The organism is Hansschlegelia sp., from assembly GCF_035538955.1.
Taxonomy (GTDB): Bacteria; Pseudomonadota; Alphaproteobacteria; order Rhizobiales; family Methylopilaceae; genus Methylopila.
This window is the reverse complement of the sequence record NZ_DATLJK010000015.1, coordinates 233,353-251,229: the sequence shown is the minus strand read 5'-3', so window position 1 is coordinate 251,229 and position 17,877 is coordinate 233,353. Positions and strand designations below refer to the sequence as shown.

The window sequence follows — 17,877 nt, the reverse complement described above, 5'->3', positions numbered from 1 at the left end:
CCCAAGTCTCGTCTCCTCCGGCCGAAACGCCGCTTCTTCGCCGTGCGCCTCGCATCGCGTCGAGCTGGCCCCCGCCGGACGGGCTCCTACGGCCGCACGGGCCGCACGCCCGTGGCGCTCCGCCAAACGAGCCGGGCGGGCGGCGGCCGTGCCCGGCTGAGCGCAGGCTTCACAGGCTCAGGCGAATGCTTCGGTACTCATCGACGGCGTCCGCGTCGACCTCGACCGTGACGCCGCTTTCAGCGGGATGCATGTTCGAGCCACGTTGCTTGACGCCCGAGATCCAGAACTCTTCTCCGGATTCAACATCGAAGAAATTGCCGCGGACGCCGCCTCCCTTGGCTTTCTGCAGGACGCGGTCACGGTAATAGATCGTCTTGCCGGTCTTCGAGAAGCTGACCCATCCGATCCGTGCGGCCACACCTTCGATGTGACCATCCTTGTTCTCAAGGTACATCACCCGCCGGGCAAGACCCTTGGTGAGCTGCGAGCGCATCTTTCGCTCCGAAATACTATCCGTTCGCAGATAAGACTGCGGAGCGAGCGAAAAAGAAAGGGCGGCCCGGAGGCCGCCCTTCGCAGTTTCGAGGTCGCTCGTCCGCTCAGAAGAAGCCCAGCTTCTTCGGGCTGTAGCTGACCAGCATGTTCTTGGTCTGCTGGTAGTGGTCGAGCATCATCTTGTGGGTCTCGCGACCGATGCCGGACTGCTTGTAGCCGCCGAACGCCGCGTGCGCGGGGTAGGCGTGGTAGCAGTTCGTCCAGACGCGGCCGGCCTGGATGCCGCGGCCGAAGCGGTAGGCGCGATTGATGTCGCGGGTCCACACGCCGGCGCCGAGGCCGTAGAGCGTATCGTTGGCGATCGACATCGCGTCAGCGTCGTCCTTGAAGGTCGTGACCGACAGCACCGGGCCGAAGATCTCCTCCTGGAAGATCCGCATCTTGTTGTGGCCCTTGAACACGGTCGGCTTGACGTAGTAGCCGCCCGCGAAATCGCCCTCGAGCTGGTTGCGGCCGCCGCCGGCCAGCACTTCCGCGCCTTCCTGCTTGCCGATGTCGATGTAGCTCAGGATCTTCTCGAGCTGCTCGTTGGAGGCCTGCGCGCCCACCATGGTGGAGGGGTCGAGCGGCGAGCCGAGCTTGATCGCCTCGACGCGCTTCAGCGCCTTCTCCATGAAGCGGTCATAGACCGACTCCTGCACCAGCGCGCGGCTCGGGCAGGTGCAGACCTCGCCCTGGTTGAGGGCGAACATCACGAAGCCTTCGACCGCCTTGTCGAAGAAATCGTCGTCCTCGGCCACCACGTCGGCGAAGAAGATGTTCGGCGACTTGCCGCCGAGCTCGAGCGTCACCGGGATCAGGTTTTGGCTGGCGTACTGCATGATCAGCCGGCCGGTCGTGGTCTCGCCCGTGAAGGCGATCTTGGCGATCCGATTCGACGAGGCGAGCGGCTTGCCGGCCTCGAGGCCGAAACCGTTGACGACGTTCAGCACGCCCTCCGGCAGGATGCCGGCGATCAGCTCCATCACCACCATGATCGAGGCCGGGGTCTGCTCGGCGGGCTTCAGCACCACGCAGTTGCCGGCCGCGAGCGCCGGCGCGAGCTTCCACACGGCCATCAGGATCGGGAAGTTCCACGGGATGATCTGCCCGACGACGCCGAGCGGCTCGTGGAAATGGTAGGCGATCGTGTCGTGGTCGATCTCCGAGAGCGCGCCTTCCTGGGCGCGGACGCAGCCGGCGAAATAGCGCCAGTGATCGATCGCCAGCGGAATGTCGGCGGCCATCGTCTCGCGGATCGGCTTGCCGTTGTCCCAGGTCTCGGCGAGCGCGATCGCCTCGAGGTTCTGCTCCATCACGTCGGCGATCTTGAGCAGCAGGCCGGCGCGCTCGGCCGGCGAGGTGCGGCCCCAGGCGTCCTTCGCCTTGTGGGCGGCGTCGAGCGCGAGCTCGATGTCCTCCTTCTGCGAGCGGGCGACCTCGCAGATCTTCTGGCCGGTGATCGGGCTGGTGTTGTCGAAGTAGCGGCCGCCGACCGGCGCGACGAACTTGCCGCCGATGAAGTTGTCGTAACGCTCCTTGAACGGCGAGCGGACAAAGGCGTCCATGCGTTCGGGCTTGTTCATGTCACTCCCTCCCAGGCTTGTTGTTTGAGGCTGGCCGCGCCATCGCAGCCTTCGTGCCAATCGGGCCGCGCCGGAAAAAGATCGTCGCTGCGCCGCGGCAAGTCTCTGGCGGCAAAGATGTTTGGCGAGACCGGTCGCCGAGCGCCCGAGGGTTGCTGTGGACTCTGCCCGGCGTCTGGCGCCACACTGTCGCGGACAGCGACGAGAAGCGCTGCGACATGTCGCTGAATGCGACACCAGGGACGAAACGCCGATGAGCGCCGCTGCCCCGCGCGCCGATCTGATGCAGGCGCGCCGCGACTTCTTCGACCGCCACGCCGAACCCATGGACGTGGTGCCGCCCTCGATCCTGCGCTCCTGGCGGCGCTGCGTGGAGCGCGGCTTCGACAGCCACGCCGAGCCGCGCATCGAGCCGGTCGGCTCCGCGGCGCTGCGCGAACATCATGAGCGCAACGACCGGCTGATCCGGCTGTGCCGGCCGGAGCTCGAGGCGCTGGCCGCCGAAGCGCGCGACACCGGCAGCCTGGTGATCCTGACCGACGGCGGCGGGCTGGTGCTGGACGCGGTCGGCGACCCGGGCTTCGCCGGCAAGGCGGCGGGGGTCGCGCTGCGTCCCGGCGTGCGCTGGGCCGAGGCCTCGACCGGCACCAATGCAATCGGCGCGGCGCTGGTCGAGCGGCGGCCGATCGAGGTGCGCGGGGCGGAGCACTATTTCGAGTCCCACCGCATCCTGACCTGCGCCGCAGCCCCGATCTTCGACCCGCGCGGCGCGCTGGTCGGCGCGCTCGACCTTTCCGGCGCGGCGACGATCCCGCATCTCCACGCGCTGTCGCTGATCCGGCTCGGCGTCGACCAGATCGAGCACCGCATGTTCGCCGAAGGCTTTGCGGGCTGCGACGTGCTCCGCCTGCACGCCGACCCGGCGCTGCTCGGCACGCCCCAGGAGGGCGTCGCGGTGTTCGAGGGCGCCCGGCTCGTGGCCGCCAATCGGCACGCGCTGAAGCTTCTCGGGCTCGACTGGAACGCTCTCGGCGCGCGCACCTTCGGCGACCTGTTCGACGGCGGCCATCTCGCCCGCGCCGAGGCGCGCACGCTGCGCAGCCGCGCCGGAACGGTGCTGCACGCACGCCTGCCGGCGCCGGCGCCCCTGGTTCCGGGCGCGCGGCTGAAGCCTGCGGCTCCGCCGGCGGCGCCGGCTGGACCGGTGTTCGACGCCGCCACCCGGGCGAACCTCGCGCGGGCGGTCAAGCTCGTCGACGGCGACATCCCGATCCTGATCCAGGGCGAGACCGGCTCGGGCAAGGAGATGTTCGCCCGCGCCGTCCACGCCGCGAGCGCGCGCGCCGAAAAGCCGTTCGTGGCCGTCAACTGCGCGGCGCTGCCCGAGGGTCTGATCGAGTCCGAGCTGTTCGGCTACGAGCACGGCGCCTTCACGGGCGCGCGGCGGACGGGCTCCAAGGGCCTGTTGCGCGAGGCCGACGGCGGCGTGCTGTTCCTGGACGAGATCGGCGACATGCCGCTGCCGCTGCAGGCGCGGCTGCTGCGCGTCGTGCAGGAGCGGGCGGTGACGCCGCTCGGCGGCGGCCGGCCGACGCCGCTCGACGTCAGGCTGATCTGCGCCACCCACCGCGATCTGCAGGCGCTTTCCGCGCAGCAGGCGTTCCGGCCCGACCTCTATTTTCGCCTCGCCCAGTTCACCTTCGCGCTACCGCCGCTGCGCGCGCTGCCGGACCGGACGGCGCTGATCGAGGCGCTGTGGCGCGGACTGGCGACCGAGGGCCGCAGGTTTTCGCCGGCCGCCATCGCGGCGATGCGACGCTACGACTGGCCCGGAAACCATCGCGAGCTCGTCGGCGTGCTGAAGGCGATGATCGCGCTGTCGTCGCCGGGCGAGTCGCTCGGGCCCGACCTGCTGCCGGCGTCCGTTCTGCAGGGGGCCGCGCCTCCGGCTACGCCGGCGGAGGCGGCCGCGGGCGGGCTCGACGCCATGGCGCGCGGCGCGATGCTGGCCGCCGTGGAGGCCTGCGGCGGCAATGTCGCGGCGGCCGCCCGCCGCCTCGGCGTCAGCCGCAGCACGCTCTATCGCCGGGCGCTCTCCCGGCGCTCCTGAGCGGCCCCGAGGTCGTCAGGACGCACTTGTCCGCCGCGGGGGGCGGAACGATGTGTCCCGCATGACCTTCACGCGGCCACACAGGGAGCTTCACCATGAGCAACGCGAACGCCGCCGCCTCCGGGACCTATGATCTCGGCGGCCAGACCATCCATCGCCTCGGCTTCGGCGCCATGCGGGTCACCGGTCAGGGCATCTGGGGCGAGCCCCAGGACCGGGAGGAGAGCCTCCGGACGCTGCGCCGCCTGCCCGAGCTCGGCGTCAACTTCATCGACACCGCCGACAGCTACGGCCCGTTCGTCAGCGAGGAGCTGATCCGCGAGGCGCTGCATCCCTACACGGAAATGCTGATCGCCACCAAGGGCGGCCTGACCCGCCACGGCCCGGACATCTGGATGCCGGTCGGCCGGCCCGAATATCTCCGGCAGTGCGTGCTGATGAGCCTGCGCCGGCTCGGCGTCGAAACGATCGACCTGTGGCAGCTCCACCGCATCGACCCCAAGGTTCCGCAGGACGAGCAGTTCGGCGTCATCCGCGACATGCAGAAGGAAGGCCTGATCCGCAATGTCGGGCTGAGCGAGGTGAGCGTCGCCGAGATCAAGGCGGCGCAGAAGTTCTTCACGGTCGCGACCGTCCAGAACCGCTACAACCTCGTCGACCGCACGAGCGAGGACGTGCTGGACTTCTGCGCGCAAAACGGCGTCGGCTTCATCCCGTGGTTCCCGCTGGCGGCCGGCGAGCTCGCCAAGCCCGGCTCCGTGCTCGACACGATCGCGAAGAAGATCGGCGCGAGCCCGAGCCAGGTGGCGCTCGCCTGGGTGCTGAAGCGCAGCCCCGTGATGCTGCCGATCCCCGGCACCTCCAAGGTGAAGCATCTCGAGGAGAACGTCGCGGCGGCGGCGATCGAGCTTTCCGACGAAGATTTCGACGCGCTCGACAAGCAGGGCAGGGCCGAGTTCCAGAAGGCCGCCTGAGAGGCTGCGCCGCTCCCCCGCCTCTCCGCCCCACGCCCCGGCCCGCGGGAGCGTGGGGCGCCGCCTCATGAAAGGACCAGCCGATGCCGATGCGTCTCGACGGTTCCTGCAAATGCGGGGCGGTGCGCTTCTCGGTCGAGAGCCACGCGCCCTATCCCTACCAGCTCTGCTACTGCTCGATCTGCCGCAAGACGGCGGGCGGCGGCGGTTTCGCGATCAATCTCCATGCCGACGCCCGCACGCTGAACACCGAGGGCGCGAAGGCGATCGGCGTGTTTCGCGCGGAGCTCGCCGGCGAAGACGGCCAGCTTCATCGCAGCACCGGAGAACGGAATTTCTGCACGCGCTGCGGGTCCGCGCTGTGGCTGTTCGACCCGACCTGGCAGGAGCTCCTGCACCCGTTCGCCTCGGCGATCGACTCCGACCTTCCGGTCCCGCCGGTTCGCACGCATCTGATGCTCGGCTCCAAGGCCTCCTGGGTCGAACCGGTCATCGGGCCAGCGGACCTCGCCTTCGACGAATATCCGGAGCAGTCGATCGAGGAGTGGCACCGCTCGCACGGCCTCTGGATCGACTGAGCCGGCGGCTCACGGGGCCGCCGGGAACGTCTTCCCCCTGGGATGGTTCTTAATCGGGCGGCGGGCCGCTCGTCCGAACCATCCACGAGAGGGGAAGCGCAGTGGCAGAAGCCAGGCCGGCGCCCGGCGCCGTATCCGTATCGCTGACGATCAACGGAAAATCCCACGCGGTTTCGGTCCCCCCCTCCACCACCGTGCTGGACCTCCTCCGCGAGCGGCTGCACCTCACCGGAACGAAGAAGGGCTGCGACCAGGGCCAGTGCGGCGCCTGCACGGTTCTGATCGACGGCCGGCGGGTGAACTCCTGCCTGCAGCTCGCCGTCATGAATGACGGCCGCGAGATCACGACCGTCGAGGGGCTCGGCGCGCCCGGCCGGCTGCATCCGATGCAGGAGGCGTTCGTCGCCCATGACGCCTTCCAGTGCGGCTACTGCACGCCCGGACAGATCTGTTCGGCGGTGGCGCTGCTGAAGGAAGGCCGCGCCCGGTCGCGCGCGGAAATCCGCGAGCTGATGAGCGGCAATCTCTGCCGCTGCGGCGCCTACACCAACATCGTCGACGCGATCGAGGCCGTCATGGGCGCGGGCGCCATGCAGGAGGCCGCGGAATGATGAACTTCTCCTACACCCGCGCCGAAACCGTCGCGGACGCGATCAGCGCCGTCTCCGGGGATCCCGGCGCCCGCTACATCGCCGGCGGCACGAACCTCGTCGACCTGATGAAATACGACGTCGAGCGGCCCGGCCGGCTGGTCGACATCACGCGGCTGCCGTTGCGCGACATCGAGGCGACCCCGGCCGGCGGACTGCGGATCGGAGCGCTGGTCCCGAACTCCGACCTCGCCTATGACCCGCGGGTCGAGCGCGACTATCCGCTGCTCGCGAGCGCGATCCTGGCCGGCGCTTCGGCGCAGCTCCGCAACGCCGCCACCACCGGCGGCAACCTGCTGCAGCGGACGCGCTGCTACTACTTTTACGACGTCGGCACGCCCTGCAACAAACGCGCGCCCGGAACCGGCTGCGGCGCGATCGGCGGCGTGAACCGCATCCACGCGATCCTGGGCGCGAGCGAAAGCTGCATCGCCACCCACCCGTCCGACATGTGCGTCGCGCTCGCGGCGCTTGAAGCCGTTGTGCATGTCGCGGGGCCTGAGGGCGAGCGGACGGTCGCCTTCGAGGATTTCCACCGCCTTCCGGGGGATCGTCCGGAGATCGACAACACGCTGAAGCACGGCGAGATGATCACGGCGGTCGAACTGCCGGCGCCCCGCTTCGGGACGCGCCACACCTACATCAAGCTGCGCGACCGGCTGTCCTACGCGTTCGCGCTGGTGTCGGTGGCGGCAGGGCTGGAGATGGACGGCGGGTCGATCCGGGAGGCGCGGATCGCGCTCGGCGGCGTCGCGCACAAGCCTTGGCGGGTTCCGGAGGCGGAGGCGCTGCTCGGCGGCCAGGAGCCGTCGCGCGAGCTCTTCGGGGCGGCGGCCGAGCGCCTGCTCCAGGGCGCGCAGGGCCAGGGCGAGAACGACTTCAAGATCGAACTCGCCCGCCGCGCCGTCATCCGCGCGCTCGGACAGGCCGCGGCTGGCACGCCGCAGGTCCAGTCCGTCAAGTCGATCAACTGAGGGAGGCGGCGGATGTCCAACGTGCAATACGTCGGCGGCGCCCAGCCGCGCGTGGACGGACCGCTGAAGGTCAGCGGCCTCGCCAAATATGCCGGGGAGTTCCCGGCCGAAGACCTCGCCTATGGGGTCGTGGTCTCAAGCTCGGTCGCGAAGGGCCGTATCCGGCGGCTCGACCTAGACGCGGCGCGCGCCACGCCCGGCGTGGTGGCGATCCTGACGCATGCGGACCGACCGACCGTCACGACCGACGCCAAGAAGCATCAGGACCAGGCGGCGCCTCCCGGGTTCCCGTTCATCCCGCTGCATGACGACCGCATCGTCTATAGCGGCCAGCCGGTCGCCCTGGTGGTGGCGGAAAGCTTCGAGGCCGCGCGCGACGCCGCTGCGCTCGTCCGGGTCGAGTACGAGACGGAGCCGGCGGTGGTCGACGTCGCGCAGCGTCGCGACGCAGCCTATGACCCGCCGGAGAAGCGCGACGGCGTTCCGCCTCCCCCGCCGCCGCGGGGCGACGCGGACGCCGCTTTTTCGGCCGCGCCGGTCAAGATCTCGGGCGACTACCGGATCGCGGTCGAGCATCACAATCCGATGGAGATGCACGCCTCCACGGTGTTCTGGGACCGCGGCAAGCTGGTCGTTCACGACAAGGTCCAGGGCGTCACCAACACCAAGGCCTTCGTGGTCAATGTGTTCGGCCTGCCGGAGGACGACGTGCGCGTCCTGTCGCCCTTCGTCGGCGGCGCCTTCGGCAGCGGGCTGCGCCCGCAGTACCAGCTGACGCTCGCCGTCATGGCGGCGCTGAGGCTGAAGCGCTCGGTCCGCGTGACGCTGACGCGCGACCAGATGTTCACCTTCACCTACCGCCCGGACACGCTGCAGACGGTGGCGCTCAGCGCCGACAGCGACGGGCGGCTCCAGTCGATCCGCCACGACGCCGTCGCCTGCACCTCGACCTTCGAAGACTATCAGGAGGCGGTGGTGAACTGGTCGGGGCTGATCTACGCCTGCGACAATGTCAGCCTGTCCTACCGGCTGGCCAAGATCGACACCTACACGCCCGGCGACATGCGGGCGCCTGGCGCGACCACCGGCGTCTATGCGCTGGAGGCGGCGATGGACGAGCTCGCTTATGCGGCGAAGGTCGATCCGCTGGAGCTCCGGCTGCGCAACTACGCCGATCACGACCAGAACGACGACAAGCCGTTCTCCTCAAAGGAGCTGCGGGCGTGCTACGAGCGCGGCGCGCAGGCCTTCGGCTGGTCGCGCCGCTCCGCGGAGCCGCGCTCGATGCGCGACGGGCGCGACCTCGTCGGCCTCGGCATGGCGACGGGCTGCTGGGAGGCGATGATGCAGCCGCACTCGGCGCGCGCCACCCTGACCCCCGAAGGCAAGCTCGAGGTCGCCTGCGCGACGGCCGACATCGGCACCGGGACCTACACCATCCTGGCGCAGATCGGCGCGGACGCGATGGGGCTGCCGATCGAGGACGTCGTGGTGCGGATCGGCGACTCCTCGCTGCCGATGGCGCCCGTGGAGGGCGGATCCTGGGCCGCGGCGTCAGCCGGTTCGGCGGTCCAGGCCGCCTGTCGGGGCCTGCGCGAGCAGATCCTGACGCATGCGCGCGCGCTCGAGAACTCGCCGCTCGCCAACGCCAGCCTCGACCACGTCGTGTTCTCGGGCGGGGGCGTCGCGCTCGCAGCCGATCCGGCCCGGTCCGTCCCCTATGGCGAGGCGCTGCGGGCCTCGGGATTGCAGCGACTCGAGGCGAACGCCGACTTCGCGCCCGACGAGGCGTTCACCAAGAAGTTCGCGGCCTACACGCATTCCGCGGTCTTCGTGGAGGTGCGGGTCGACGAGGAGCTCGGCGTCATCCGCGTCAGCCGCGTCGTGAGCGCGATCGCGGCCGGCAAGATCCTCAACCAGATGACGGCGCGCAGCCAGATTCTCGGCGGCGTCGTGATGGGCATCGGCATGGCGCTGCACGAGGAGAGCATGCCGGACCGCCGTCTCGGCCGCTTCATGAACCACAACTATGGCGAGTATCACGTCCCCGCCAACGCGGACATCCACGACATAGAGGTGATCTTCGTCGACGAGATCGACGAGGCCAATTCGCTCGGTATCAAGGGCCTCGGCGAGATCGGGATCGTCGGAACCGCTGCGGCGGTCGCCAACGCGATCTTCCACGCGACCGGCCGGCGCGTCCGGGACCTGCCGATCACGCCTGACAAGCTCCTGTAGGGGCGCGGCCGAGGCCGCGCCGCCTCACCGCGAGATGCTGTCGCCCGAGCGGAGCCGGACCGGCGCTTCGTCGTCGGGCTCCGCCGCCTGCTCGAGCTGCCGCTCATAGCGATGCGAGGAGGTCTCGCCGGTGCGGGCGTACTGCTCCGCGTCGCGCCCGGCCGACGAGGAGTAGTCCGCGACCGGCTGCGGCCCGACCCGCCAGCCGAGCTCAGCCGGGCTGGCGTCCCGCGCCGGCGGCGGCGCGCGATATTCGAGCGGCTCGCGCGATGCGACCCGGGTCGGCTTGGGCGCTGCGGCTCCGGCGGGCGCCGCCAGAGGACGACTCTCGATCCGCTGGTTCTGGTTCCGCCAGCTCTGGGGCGAGCCGTACATGTCACGCGGCTCGTCGAGCTGGGCGACCTCGTAGCTGCGCTGTGGCTCCAGGCGGGGCTGCGGGTCCGCCCGGCGCGCGGTCCGTGCGGGCTCGGCCGGCAGCGGCTCATATTGCGGAACCGGCTCAGCCTCCTGCAGGGCTTCCTGGCGCGCCTCCTGGCGGCTCTCCTGTCGCCGCGCTTCCGGCAAAGGCTCGTATTGCGGGATCGGCGCCTCGTTGCGCGCGATCTGGATCGGCCGCTCCGCGGGGCGCGGCGGAGCCACAGGCTCGGCGGCCGCGACCTCGATCGGCGCCGGTCGCGCATGCGCAGGACGGTCGTCGATGATCTCGGTCTGCGCGACCATGATCGGTCCGCCGTCGATCCGCTCGGTCGGGGCCGGGGGCGGACCCCAGCGGCCCTCGCCGCCCCACCAGGTCTTCGGCGGACGCTGCTTGTCGTAGAAGGCGTTGCCGCCCGCGACCAGCACGTAGCGCATGTTCCGGTAGGGGAACTTGTAGCCGGCGGTGTGGAAGAACTGGGCCTTCTGAACGCCCGGATGGCGGCGGCCGGCCAGCACGGCGTCGGCCACGCGGCGGGCGCGCGGCGCGCCGCGGTCGGTCATCGGCCGGGTCAGCACCCCGGGCGCGAACTGGTTCTTGGCGCCGACCACCTGGCAGATCGTCGAGCCGTACCGGCCCGACTTGAGCCGGTTCATCACCACCGTGCCGACCGCCAGCATGCCGGCGTCGCTCGATCGGTTCGATTCGAAATACATGGCGCGCGCGAGACATTCGCGCTCGCTCAGACGAACGCGCTGGACTCCTGTCGAGGACGCGCAGCCGGCGAGGCCGGCAGCCACCATCGTCACGACGAAAGCCGCGCGGAGACTGACCATCGAAGGTCCTGTCACGCCGGTACTCCAAACTCGATACGCCACGCCATTCGGAGCTGATTGTGGCTCTCCGGCCACATCTCCGGCGAGAAGCGAGCCCGCTCCCCACGCGTCAAGAAAATGCGAAGAGTCTGAGGAAAGCTTTAACCGATCGAGGATTTTGGCCGCCTGCGGGCTTCGGGACGGCGCCCGCGCCTAGGTCTCCACGGCCGCGACCTGATCGCGCAGCCAGCCCAGATAGCCGGCCGAGCCGCCCAGCACCGGCGTGACCAGAACCTCCGGCAGCTCGTAATTGTGCAGCCTCGCGATGGTCCGCTGGAGACGGTCGGCGGCGTCGGCGGTCGTCTTGAGCTCGACCACGAATTCCGGCGTGCGGCAGAGCTCGCTTTGCCAGCGATAGACGCTTTCGGCCGAGCCGATCCGAGCGCACGCGGCCTCGCCGGCCTCCACCGCGGCCTGGGCGATGGCGTCGGCGACTGCGCGCTCGTCGGTGGTGGTGGTGACGATCACGAACTCCGTCACGTTCGCGTGGCTCCCGGAAGTGAGGCGCGGCCGGGGGCCGGCCGCGCCGGTTGCTATCTGGCCTCGGAGGCCGGAGCGCCCATGGCCTTCAGCATCTCCTTCATCTCCGCGATCTCGCGCTCCTGATCGTCGACGATCCGCTGCGCGAGCTTTCTGACGTCCGCGTTCTGGCCGTATCGCAGGACGATCCGGGCCATCGCCACCGCGCCTGCGTGATGTGGGATCATGTGGTTCAGGAAGTCGCGGTCCGCATTCCCTGTGAACGGCGAGCGCATCGCCTCATGCATGGCGGCTTCCGCCGCTTCATAGGCCGCGGTGGAGGGAGCGGCGCCGGAGCCCATCCCCATGTGCTGCATGGCGTCGTGGCTCATATGGTCTGCGCTCGCGGGCGGCCCGGACCCGTCCTCGGCCAGGGCCGCGGCCGGGGCGGCGAACAGAAGAGCGGCGGCGAGGCCGCTCGAAATCATGCGCATGGCGCTTCATCCTCTTGATCTGCGTGATGTTTCGGTCGGCTTATGAAACTCACGCGGGTCGGGGAGGCGGCGCGGCCGGCATGCGCGGAGCGTCCTCGAGGACCGCGGCGACCTCTGCGGAGGGCGCATGCGCGCCGACCTCGAGCGGCGGCAGGGCCGCCGTGGCGGCGGGCGCGCAGCAGCACGCGCAGCAGGATTTGAGCGCCAGATGGGCCGCGCGCCCGTCGTGGCAGGGCGTGGGCTTCGAGTGGATGGACGCGCCGTCGCCGGCCGCCGCGACGGCGCAGCCGCCGAAGGCCGGCAGGCTGAAAGCTCCGGCCGCGAGGCAGAGGATCAGAAGAGCGAGCAGCCGCGCCATCAGGTGTCCGTCCGCACGCGCCCTGTCGGGGCGTTGGTCCAGAATGGCGCCGTTCAGAGCGGTGCGCTATCCTTGGGCGTCGCGCGGATCTGAGGGAGACGTCATGGCGGCCGGCCGATTTCGGGCGAGTTTGACGTTGATGTTAGGGCTCGGCTGCGGGCCCGCCTGGGCGCAAAACCCGTTCGCCGGAACCTGGGCGCCGAGCTGCGATCCGGCGCCCGCCAAGGTGGTGGACAACAAGCTCGCCACGCTGGTGTTTCTCGACGGCGCCATGAAGTTCTCGGACTACCAGTGCGAGATCGCCGGCTGGCGGAAGCAGGGCAAACGCTACCGGTCGGACCTGACCTGCTTTCGCAAAGGGGCGGAGCCGGTCAAGCGCCAGCTCGCCGTCCGCCAGATCGGCGACCGGCTGAAGGTCGTGGTGAGCGACGGGGCCTACAAGAAGACGCTGCAACGCTGCGGCGACTGACGGTACGGAACGCCACTTGGCGGCCTAGCGCCGCCACCAGTATTCCTTGATGTTTCCGCGGCGGCCGGCCGAGACGTCGTAGCGCGACTGCAGCTCCTGCTCCGGCGACTGGTACATCGGGCCGTAGGGGGTGTCGTCCGCCTCTTGGTCGTCGCGATATACGTAGGTCCTCGGGGCATGGCGACGCGCCGCCATATGGCTGCGCCGCCGCTCGGCCGCGTGACCGGCATGCGCGGCCGGCCGGCCAGCGCGCGGCTCGGCGCGGCTCCAGTCCGCGGCCTGCGCGGCCGGCAGCGACAGAAGGATAGTTGCGAAGGCGAGCGCGACGGTCTTCATCGGGGCGCGGCTCCTGTGCGGACCAGGCCGGCCGTCCCGCCGAGCCTCTTCCCACGGACAGACATGCTGGGGCAACGTCCTCTCCTTCCCAACGTTCCGCGGCTGCGCGGATGAACGGCGCCACGCGGCAGCGCTACGAGGCGCTCGTCCGTTCGGGCGCGCTCGACCGCGATCCCGCACAGGAGCGGCTGGTCGCGCGGCTCGACGCGCTGGAGGCGCGCCTGCGCGAACGGCTGCGCGGCAAGTCGGGCGCGCTCAACTGGCTGTTCGCCCGCCGCGCCGATCCGCCGCCCCGCGGCCTCTATGTCTGGGGCGACGTCGGCCGGGGCAAGACGCGGCTGATGGACATCTTCTTCGAGGCCGCTCCGGTCGAGGCCAAGCGCCGCGCGCATTTCCACGACTTCATGCTCGACGTGCACGCCCGCATCCACGCCGCGCGCCTCGCCGCCAAGGAGGGCCGCGGCCCGGCCGGCGACGTGATCCCGCCGATCGGCGACCAGCTTGCGCGCGAGGCCTCGCTGCTCTGCTTCGACGAGTTTCACGTCACCGACATCGCCGACGCGATGATCCTCGGGCGGTTGTTCGAGCGGCTGTTCGCCGCCGGCGTGATCATCGTCGCGACCTCGAACGTGCCGCCGCCGGAGCTCTACCGGGACGGCCTCAACCGCTCTCTGTTCCTGCCCTTCATCGCGATGCTGCAGGAGCACATGGAGGTGCTCCGGCTCGACGCCCGCACCGACTTCCGCCGGGAGAAGCTGGGCGACGGCCGCATGTGGCTGACGCCGGCCGACGACGGAGCCCGCGCGGCGCTCGACGCCGCCTTCCTGGCGCTCGCCGGCGAGGAGGGCCGTCCCACGAGCCTGCCCGTGCAGGGGCGGACCGTCGAAATCCCGCACGCGGCGCACGGCGTCGCGCGCGCCTCCTTCAAGGAACTCTGCGGCCGGCCGCTCGGCGCGGCGGACTATCTGGCGATCGCCCGCCGCTTTCACACGCTGATCCTCGACGCCGTTCCCGCGCTCGACGAGCGCCGGCGCAACGAGGCGCGCCGGTTCATGACGCTGGTCGACGCGCTCTACGAGCATCACGTCAAATTACTTGCGTCCGCCGAGACGGCACCGGACCGGATCTGGCAGGGCGCGGAGGGTTACGAGACCTTCGGTTTCGCCCGCACCGCCTCTCGGCTCGTGGAGATGGGTTCCGACGAATGGCTGTCGCGCCCGCACGGCAGGCCGGACAGCGCGGCGAGCGGAGCGACCACCGGCCTCGTCGAAACCTGACCAACGGAACACGGCCGTGGGGCCGCCGATCCCTTGAACGGCTTCGCTGATCGGGCTAGTTGCGAAGGCCTGACCGCCCGCGGGGCTCCGCGCCTCGCCACGCCCGCACTCTCTCGGCACTGAGGATCCCAATGGCGCGCAGCAAGATCGGACTCGTCGGCGGCGGCCAGATCGGCGGCACGCTCGCTTTGCTGGTCGGCCTCAAGGAGCTCGGCGACGTCGTCCTGTTCGACATCGTCGACGGGGTGCCGCAGGGCAAGTCGCTCGACATCGCCGAGGCCTCGCCCATCGAGGGCTTCGACGCGCGCCTCAAGGGCACCTCGTCCTATGAGGATCTTTCGGGCTGCGACGTGGTGATCGTCACCGCGGGCGTGCCGCGCAAGCCCGGGATGAGCCGCGACGACCTGCTGGGCGTCAACCTCAAGGTGATGGAGCAGGTCGGCGCCGGCATCGCCAAATACGCGCCCGACGCCTTCGTGATCTGCATCACCAACCCGCTCGACGCCATGGTATGGGCGCTGCGCACCGCCTCCGGCCTGCCGACCCACAAGGTGGTCGGCATGGCGGGCGTGCTCGACTCCTCCCGCTTCCGCTACTTCCTCGCCGAGGAGTTCGGGGTCTCGGTCGAGGACGTCACCGCCTTCGTGCTCGGCGGCCATGGCGACACCATGGTGCCGCTGCCTCGCTACTCGACGGTCGCCGGCATTCCGCTCCCGGACCTCGTGAAGATGGGCTGGACGACCCAGGAGCGGCTCGATGAGATCATCCAGCGCACGCGCGACGGCGGCGCCGAAATCGTCGGCCTGCTCAAGACCGGCTCGGCCTTCTACGCGCCGGCCGCCTCCGGCATCGCGATGGCGGAGAGCTATCTTCGCGACAAGAAGCGCGTGCTGCCCTGCGCGGCCCACCTCACAGGCCAGTACGGCGTCGACGGCATCTATTGCGGCGTGCCGGTGGTGATCGGCGCCGGCGGCGTCGAGCGCATCGTCGAGATCGAGCTCGACCGCGCCGAAAAGGCCGCCTTCGACAGGTCCGTGGACGCCGTGAAGGGCCTGATCGAGGCCTGCAAGGGCATCGCGCCCAATCTCGGAAAGTAAGGCAGTCCCGGCCTTCTCCTCACGGCGGGGCCAAGGGAGCGACGACGTTACGGCCCGCCCGGTGGCGAATTCCGGCGGGCCGTGCTTATAGGCGCCGGAGAACGGCCGACGCGGCGCGCGCCTCGCGCGGAGCTCGCCTCGCCGGAGGGAGGAACTTCATGAACATACACGAATATCAGGCGAAGGCTTTGCTCAAACGGTTCGGGGCGCCGGTGCCGGCCGGGGCGCCGATCCTGTCGGCGTCCGACGCCGACGCCGCGATCGCGTCCCTGTCGGGTCCGGTCTGGGTGGTGAAGTCGCAGATCCACGCCGGCGGCCGCGGCAAGGGCAAGTTCGTCGAGGCCGAGGCAGGCGAGCTCGGCGGCGTGCGGCTGGCGCGCTCGGCCGAGGAGGCCAAGGGCTTCGTCCAGGAGATGTTCGGCCGCACGCTGGTGACCAAGCAGACCGGGCCGGCCGGCAAGCAGGTCAACCGGCTCTACGTCGAGGAAGGCTCGGCGATCGACAAGGAGTTCTACCTCTCGGCGCTGGTCGACCGCACGACCGGCGGGGTCGCGTTCGTGGCCTCGACCGAGGGCGGCATGGACATCGAGGAAGTGGCGGAGAGCCACCCGGAGAAGATCCACACCATCGCGATCGACCCGGCCACCGGCGTGATGCCGCATCACGGCCGCACGCTCGCCAAGGCGCTCGGTCTGTCGGGCGACCTCGCCAAGCAGGCCGAGAGCCTCGCCGCGACCCTCTATGAGGCGTTCGTCGCGACCGACATGTCGATGCTCGAGATCAACCCGCTGATCGTCACCAAGGACGGCCAGCTGCGCTGCCTCGACGCCAAGGTCTCGTTCGACTCCAACGCGCTCTACCGCCATCCGGAGCTCGCCGAGCTGCGCGACCTGACGGAAGAGGACGCCAAGGAGATCGAGGCCTCCAAATACGACCTCGCCTATATCGCGCTCGACGGCACGATCGGCTGCATGGTGAACGGGGCCGGGCTCGCGATGGCCACCCTGGACATCATCAAGCTGTACGGCGAGGAGCCGGCGAACTTCCTGGACGTCGGCGGCGGCGCCTCCGAGGAGAAGGTCACGGCGGCGTTCAAGATCATCACCGCCGACCCGCAGGTGAAGGGCATCCTGGTCAACATCTTCGGCGGCATCATGAAGTGCGACGTGATCGCGAACGGCGTGATCGCGGCCGTGAAGGCGGTCGGGCTCCAGGTGCCGCTCGTGGTGCGGCTTGAGGGCACGAACGTCGAAGAGGGCAAGCGGATCATCGCCGAGAGCGGCCTCGACGTGCTGCCGGCCGACGATCTCGACGACGCGGCGCAGAAGATCGTCGCCGCGGTGCGGGGGAGGAGCTGAGCATGTCGATCCTGATCGACGCGAACACCAAGGTCATCTGCCAGGGCTTCACCGGCAAGAACGGCACCTTCCACTCCGAGGCGGCGATCGCCTACGGCACCCGCATGGTCGGCGGCGTGGCGCCCGGCAAGGGCGGCAAGACGCATCTCGGCCTGCCGGTGTTCGACACGGTGAAGGAGGCCCGCGAGGCGACCGGGGCGGATGCCTCCGTGGTCTACGTGCCGCCGGCCGGCGCGGCGGACGCGATCTGCGAGGCGATCGCGGCCGAGATCCCGCTCGTGGTGTGCATCACCGAGGGCGTGCCGGTGCTCGACATGGTCAAGGTCAAGCGCGCCCTGGTCGGCTCCAAGACCCGCCTCATCGGCCCGAACTGCCCGGGCGTGGTGACGGCCGGCGAGTGCAAGATCGGCATCATGCCGGGCAACATCTTCTCGCGCGGCACCGTGGGCGTGGTCTCACGCTCCGGCACGCTGACCTATGAGGCGGTGTTCCAGACCACCCGCGAAGGGCTCGGCCAGACGACCGCGGTCGGCATCGGCGGCGACCCGGTCAAGGGCACCGAGTTCATCGACATGCTGGAGCTGTTCCTCGCCGATGAGCGGACCGAGTCGATCGTGATGATCGGCGAGATCGGCGGCTCGGCCGAGGAGGACGCGGCGCAGTTCCTGAAGGACGAGGCGAAGCGCGGCCGCAAGAAGCCGACCGTCGGCTTCATCGCCGGCCGCACCGCGCCTCCCGGCCGCCGCATGGGCCACGCCGGCGCGATCATCTCCGGCGGCAAGGGCGGCGCCGAGGACAAGATCGCGGCGATGGAAGCCGCCGGCGTCCGCGTCTCGCCCTCTCCGGCGCGCCTCGGCAAGACGCTTGTGGAGTTGCTGAAGGGCTGATCCGGCGCGCGCTGCGGCCTCTCGACGGGGCCGCAGCGCGTTCCAGCCACCCGCCTCTTGCAAAAAAACTGAAACACTCATTAGGAGAAGTTGAAGGGCGATTTCCCGGCCGCCATGCGGATTTCGCATTTCTGGCGTTCAAATCCCCCGATGCCGGTCTATATTGCGCTGCGAAAGGCGCTTCGGCGCGTTCGAACTCGAGGTT

Annotated in this window: 18 protein-coding genes; 11 read left to right on the top strand and 7 right to left on the bottom strand. The window is 70.0% G+C overall.

What is annotated here, in order from left to right:
* Positions 1 to 169 precede the first annotated feature (169 nt).
* Both VM780_RS13120 and adh read right to left on the bottom strand, forming a co-directional pair.
* Positions 170 to 496 (bottom strand): hypothetical protein, encoded by a 327-nt coding sequence (locus VM780_RS13120; RefSeq protein ID WP_325448019.1) that lies wholly within the window; start codon positions 494 to 496, stop codon positions 170 to 172.
* A 106-nt stretch (positions 497 to 602) separates the two neighbouring features.
* Positions 603 to 2,123, bottom strand: a complete 1,521-nt coding sequence (gene adh / locus VM780_RS13115) for an aldehyde dehydrogenase (RefSeq protein ID WP_325448017.1) — start codon at positions 2,121 to 2,123, stop codon at positions 603 to 605.
* A gap of 253 nt (positions 2,124 to 2,376) precedes the next feature.
* On the opposite strand from adh, the gene VM780_RS13110 reads away from it, so the two are divergent.
* From VM780_RS13110 to VM780_RS13085, 6 genes are all read left to right on the top strand, one after another.
* Positions 2,377 to 4,233 carry a sigma-54-dependent Fis family transcriptional regulator gene (locus tag VM780_RS13110; protein WP_325448015.1) on the top strand — a complete coding sequence of 619 codons (1,857 nt, stop codon included), beginning with the start codon at positions 2,377 to 2,379 and terminating at the stop codon, positions 4,231 to 4,233.
* Positions 4,234 to 4,328: 95 nt separating this feature from the next.
* On the top strand, positions 4,329 to 5,207 hold the full coding sequence (locus tag VM780_RS13105; protein WP_325448013.1) for an aldo/keto reductase: 879 nt from the start codon (positions 4,329 to 4,331) through the stop codon (positions 5,205 to 5,207).
* An 83-nt stretch (positions 5,208 to 5,290) separates the two neighbouring features.
* The gene (locus tag VM780_RS13100) at positions 5,291 to 5,785 is read left to right on the top strand and encodes a GFA family protein (RefSeq protein ID WP_325448011.1); all 495 of its coding nucleotides are present in this window, start codon (positions 5,291 to 5,293) and stop codon (positions 5,783 to 5,785) included.
* A gap of 101 nt (positions 5,786 to 5,886) precedes the next feature.
* Positions 5,887 to 6,396, top strand: a complete 510-nt coding sequence (locus VM780_RS13095) for a (2Fe-2S)-binding protein (protein WP_325448010.1) — start codon at positions 5,887 to 5,889, stop codon at positions 6,394 to 6,396.
* Positions 6,393 to 7,409 carry a xanthine dehydrogenase family protein subunit M gene (locus tag VM780_RS13090; RefSeq protein WP_325448009.1) on the top strand — a complete coding sequence of 339 codons (1,017 nt, stop codon included), beginning with the start codon at positions 6,393 to 6,395 and terminating at the stop codon, positions 7,407 to 7,409. Before VM780_RS13095 ends, VM780_RS13090 begins: the two co-directional genes overlap by 4 nt.
* A 12-nt stretch (positions 7,410 to 7,421) precedes the next feature.
* Complete coding sequence (locus VM780_RS13085; RefSeq protein WP_325448007.1) at positions 7,422 to 9,647, top strand: xanthine dehydrogenase family protein molybdopterin-binding subunit; 2,226 nt, start codon at positions 7,422 to 7,424, stop codon at positions 9,645 to 9,647.
* A 24-nt stretch (positions 9,648 to 9,671) separates the two neighbouring features.
* Here the strand turns inward: VM780_RS13085 and VM780_RS17595 are convergent, their stop codons facing one another.
* The 4 genes from VM780_RS17595 to VM780_RS13065 all read right to left on the bottom strand — a co-directional run bounded on the left by VM780_RS17595 (position 9,672) and on the right by VM780_RS13065 (position 12,248).
* On the bottom strand, positions 9,672 to 10,898 hold the full coding sequence (locus tag VM780_RS17595) for a cell wall hydrolase (RefSeq protein WP_414652822.1): 1,227 nt from the start codon (positions 10,896 to 10,898) through the stop codon (positions 9,672 to 9,674).
* Between the two features lie 192 nt (positions 10,899 to 11,090).
* On the bottom strand, positions 11,091 to 11,417 hold the full coding sequence (cutA, locus tag VM780_RS13075) for a divalent-cation tolerance protein CutA (RefSeq protein WP_325448005.1): 327 nt from the start codon (positions 11,415 to 11,417) through the stop codon (positions 11,091 to 11,093).
* Positions 11,418 to 11,470: 53 nt separating this feature from the next.
* Positions 11,471 to 11,890, bottom strand: a complete 420-nt coding sequence (gene copM / locus VM780_RS13070) for a CopM family metallochaperone (RefSeq protein WP_325448003.1) — start codon at positions 11,888 to 11,890, stop codon at positions 11,471 to 11,473.
* Positions 11,891 to 11,939: 49 nt separating this feature from the next.
* Positions 11,940 to 12,248, bottom strand: coding sequence for a hypothetical protein (locus tag VM780_RS13065; protein WP_325448002.1), 309 nt, complete (start codon positions 12,246 to 12,248; stop codon positions 11,940 to 11,942).
* 139 nt (positions 12,249 to 12,387) lie between these two features.
* On the opposite strand from VM780_RS13065, the gene VM780_RS13060 reads away from it, so the two are divergent.
* Entirely contained in the window at positions 12,388 to 12,717 is a 330-nt protein-coding gene (locus tag VM780_RS13060) for a hypothetical protein (RefSeq protein ID WP_325448001.1), read from the top strand.
* A gap of 24 nt (positions 12,718 to 12,741) precedes the next feature.
* Here VM780_RS13060 and VM780_RS13055 read toward each other — a convergent pair whose 3' ends face one another.
* Positions 12,742 to 13,053, bottom strand: a complete 312-nt coding sequence (locus VM780_RS13055; RefSeq protein WP_325448000.1) for a hypothetical protein — start codon at positions 13,051 to 13,053, stop codon at positions 12,742 to 12,744.
* 110 nt (positions 13,054 to 13,163) lie between these two features.
* On the opposite strand from VM780_RS13055, the gene zapE reads away from it, so the two are divergent.
* From zapE to sucD, 4 genes are all read left to right on the top strand, one after another.
* Positions 13,164 to 14,330 carry a cell division protein ZapE gene (zapE, locus tag VM780_RS13050; protein ID WP_325447998.1) on the top strand — a complete coding sequence of 389 codons (1,167 nt, stop codon included), beginning with the start codon at positions 13,164 to 13,166 and terminating at the stop codon, positions 14,328 to 14,330.
* 131 nt (positions 14,331 to 14,461) lie between these two features.
* The gene (gene mdh / locus VM780_RS13045) at positions 14,462 to 15,427 is read left to right on the top strand and encodes a malate dehydrogenase (protein ID WP_325447996.1); all 966 of its coding nucleotides are present in this window, start codon (positions 14,462 to 14,464) and stop codon (positions 15,425 to 15,427) included.
* 158 nt (positions 15,428 to 15,585) lie between these two features.
* A complete protein-coding gene (gene sucC / locus VM780_RS13040; RefSeq protein WP_325447994.1) occupies positions 15,586 to 16,785 on the top strand; it encodes an ADP-forming succinate--CoA ligase subunit beta in 1,200 nt (399 codons plus the stop codon).
* A gap of 2 nt (positions 16,786 to 16,787) precedes the next feature.
* A complete protein-coding gene (gene sucD / locus VM780_RS13035) occupies positions 16,788 to 17,672 on the top strand; it encodes a succinate--CoA ligase subunit alpha (protein ID WP_325447992.1) in 885 nt (294 codons plus the stop codon).
* Positions 17,673 to 17,877: the final 205 nt, after the last annotated feature.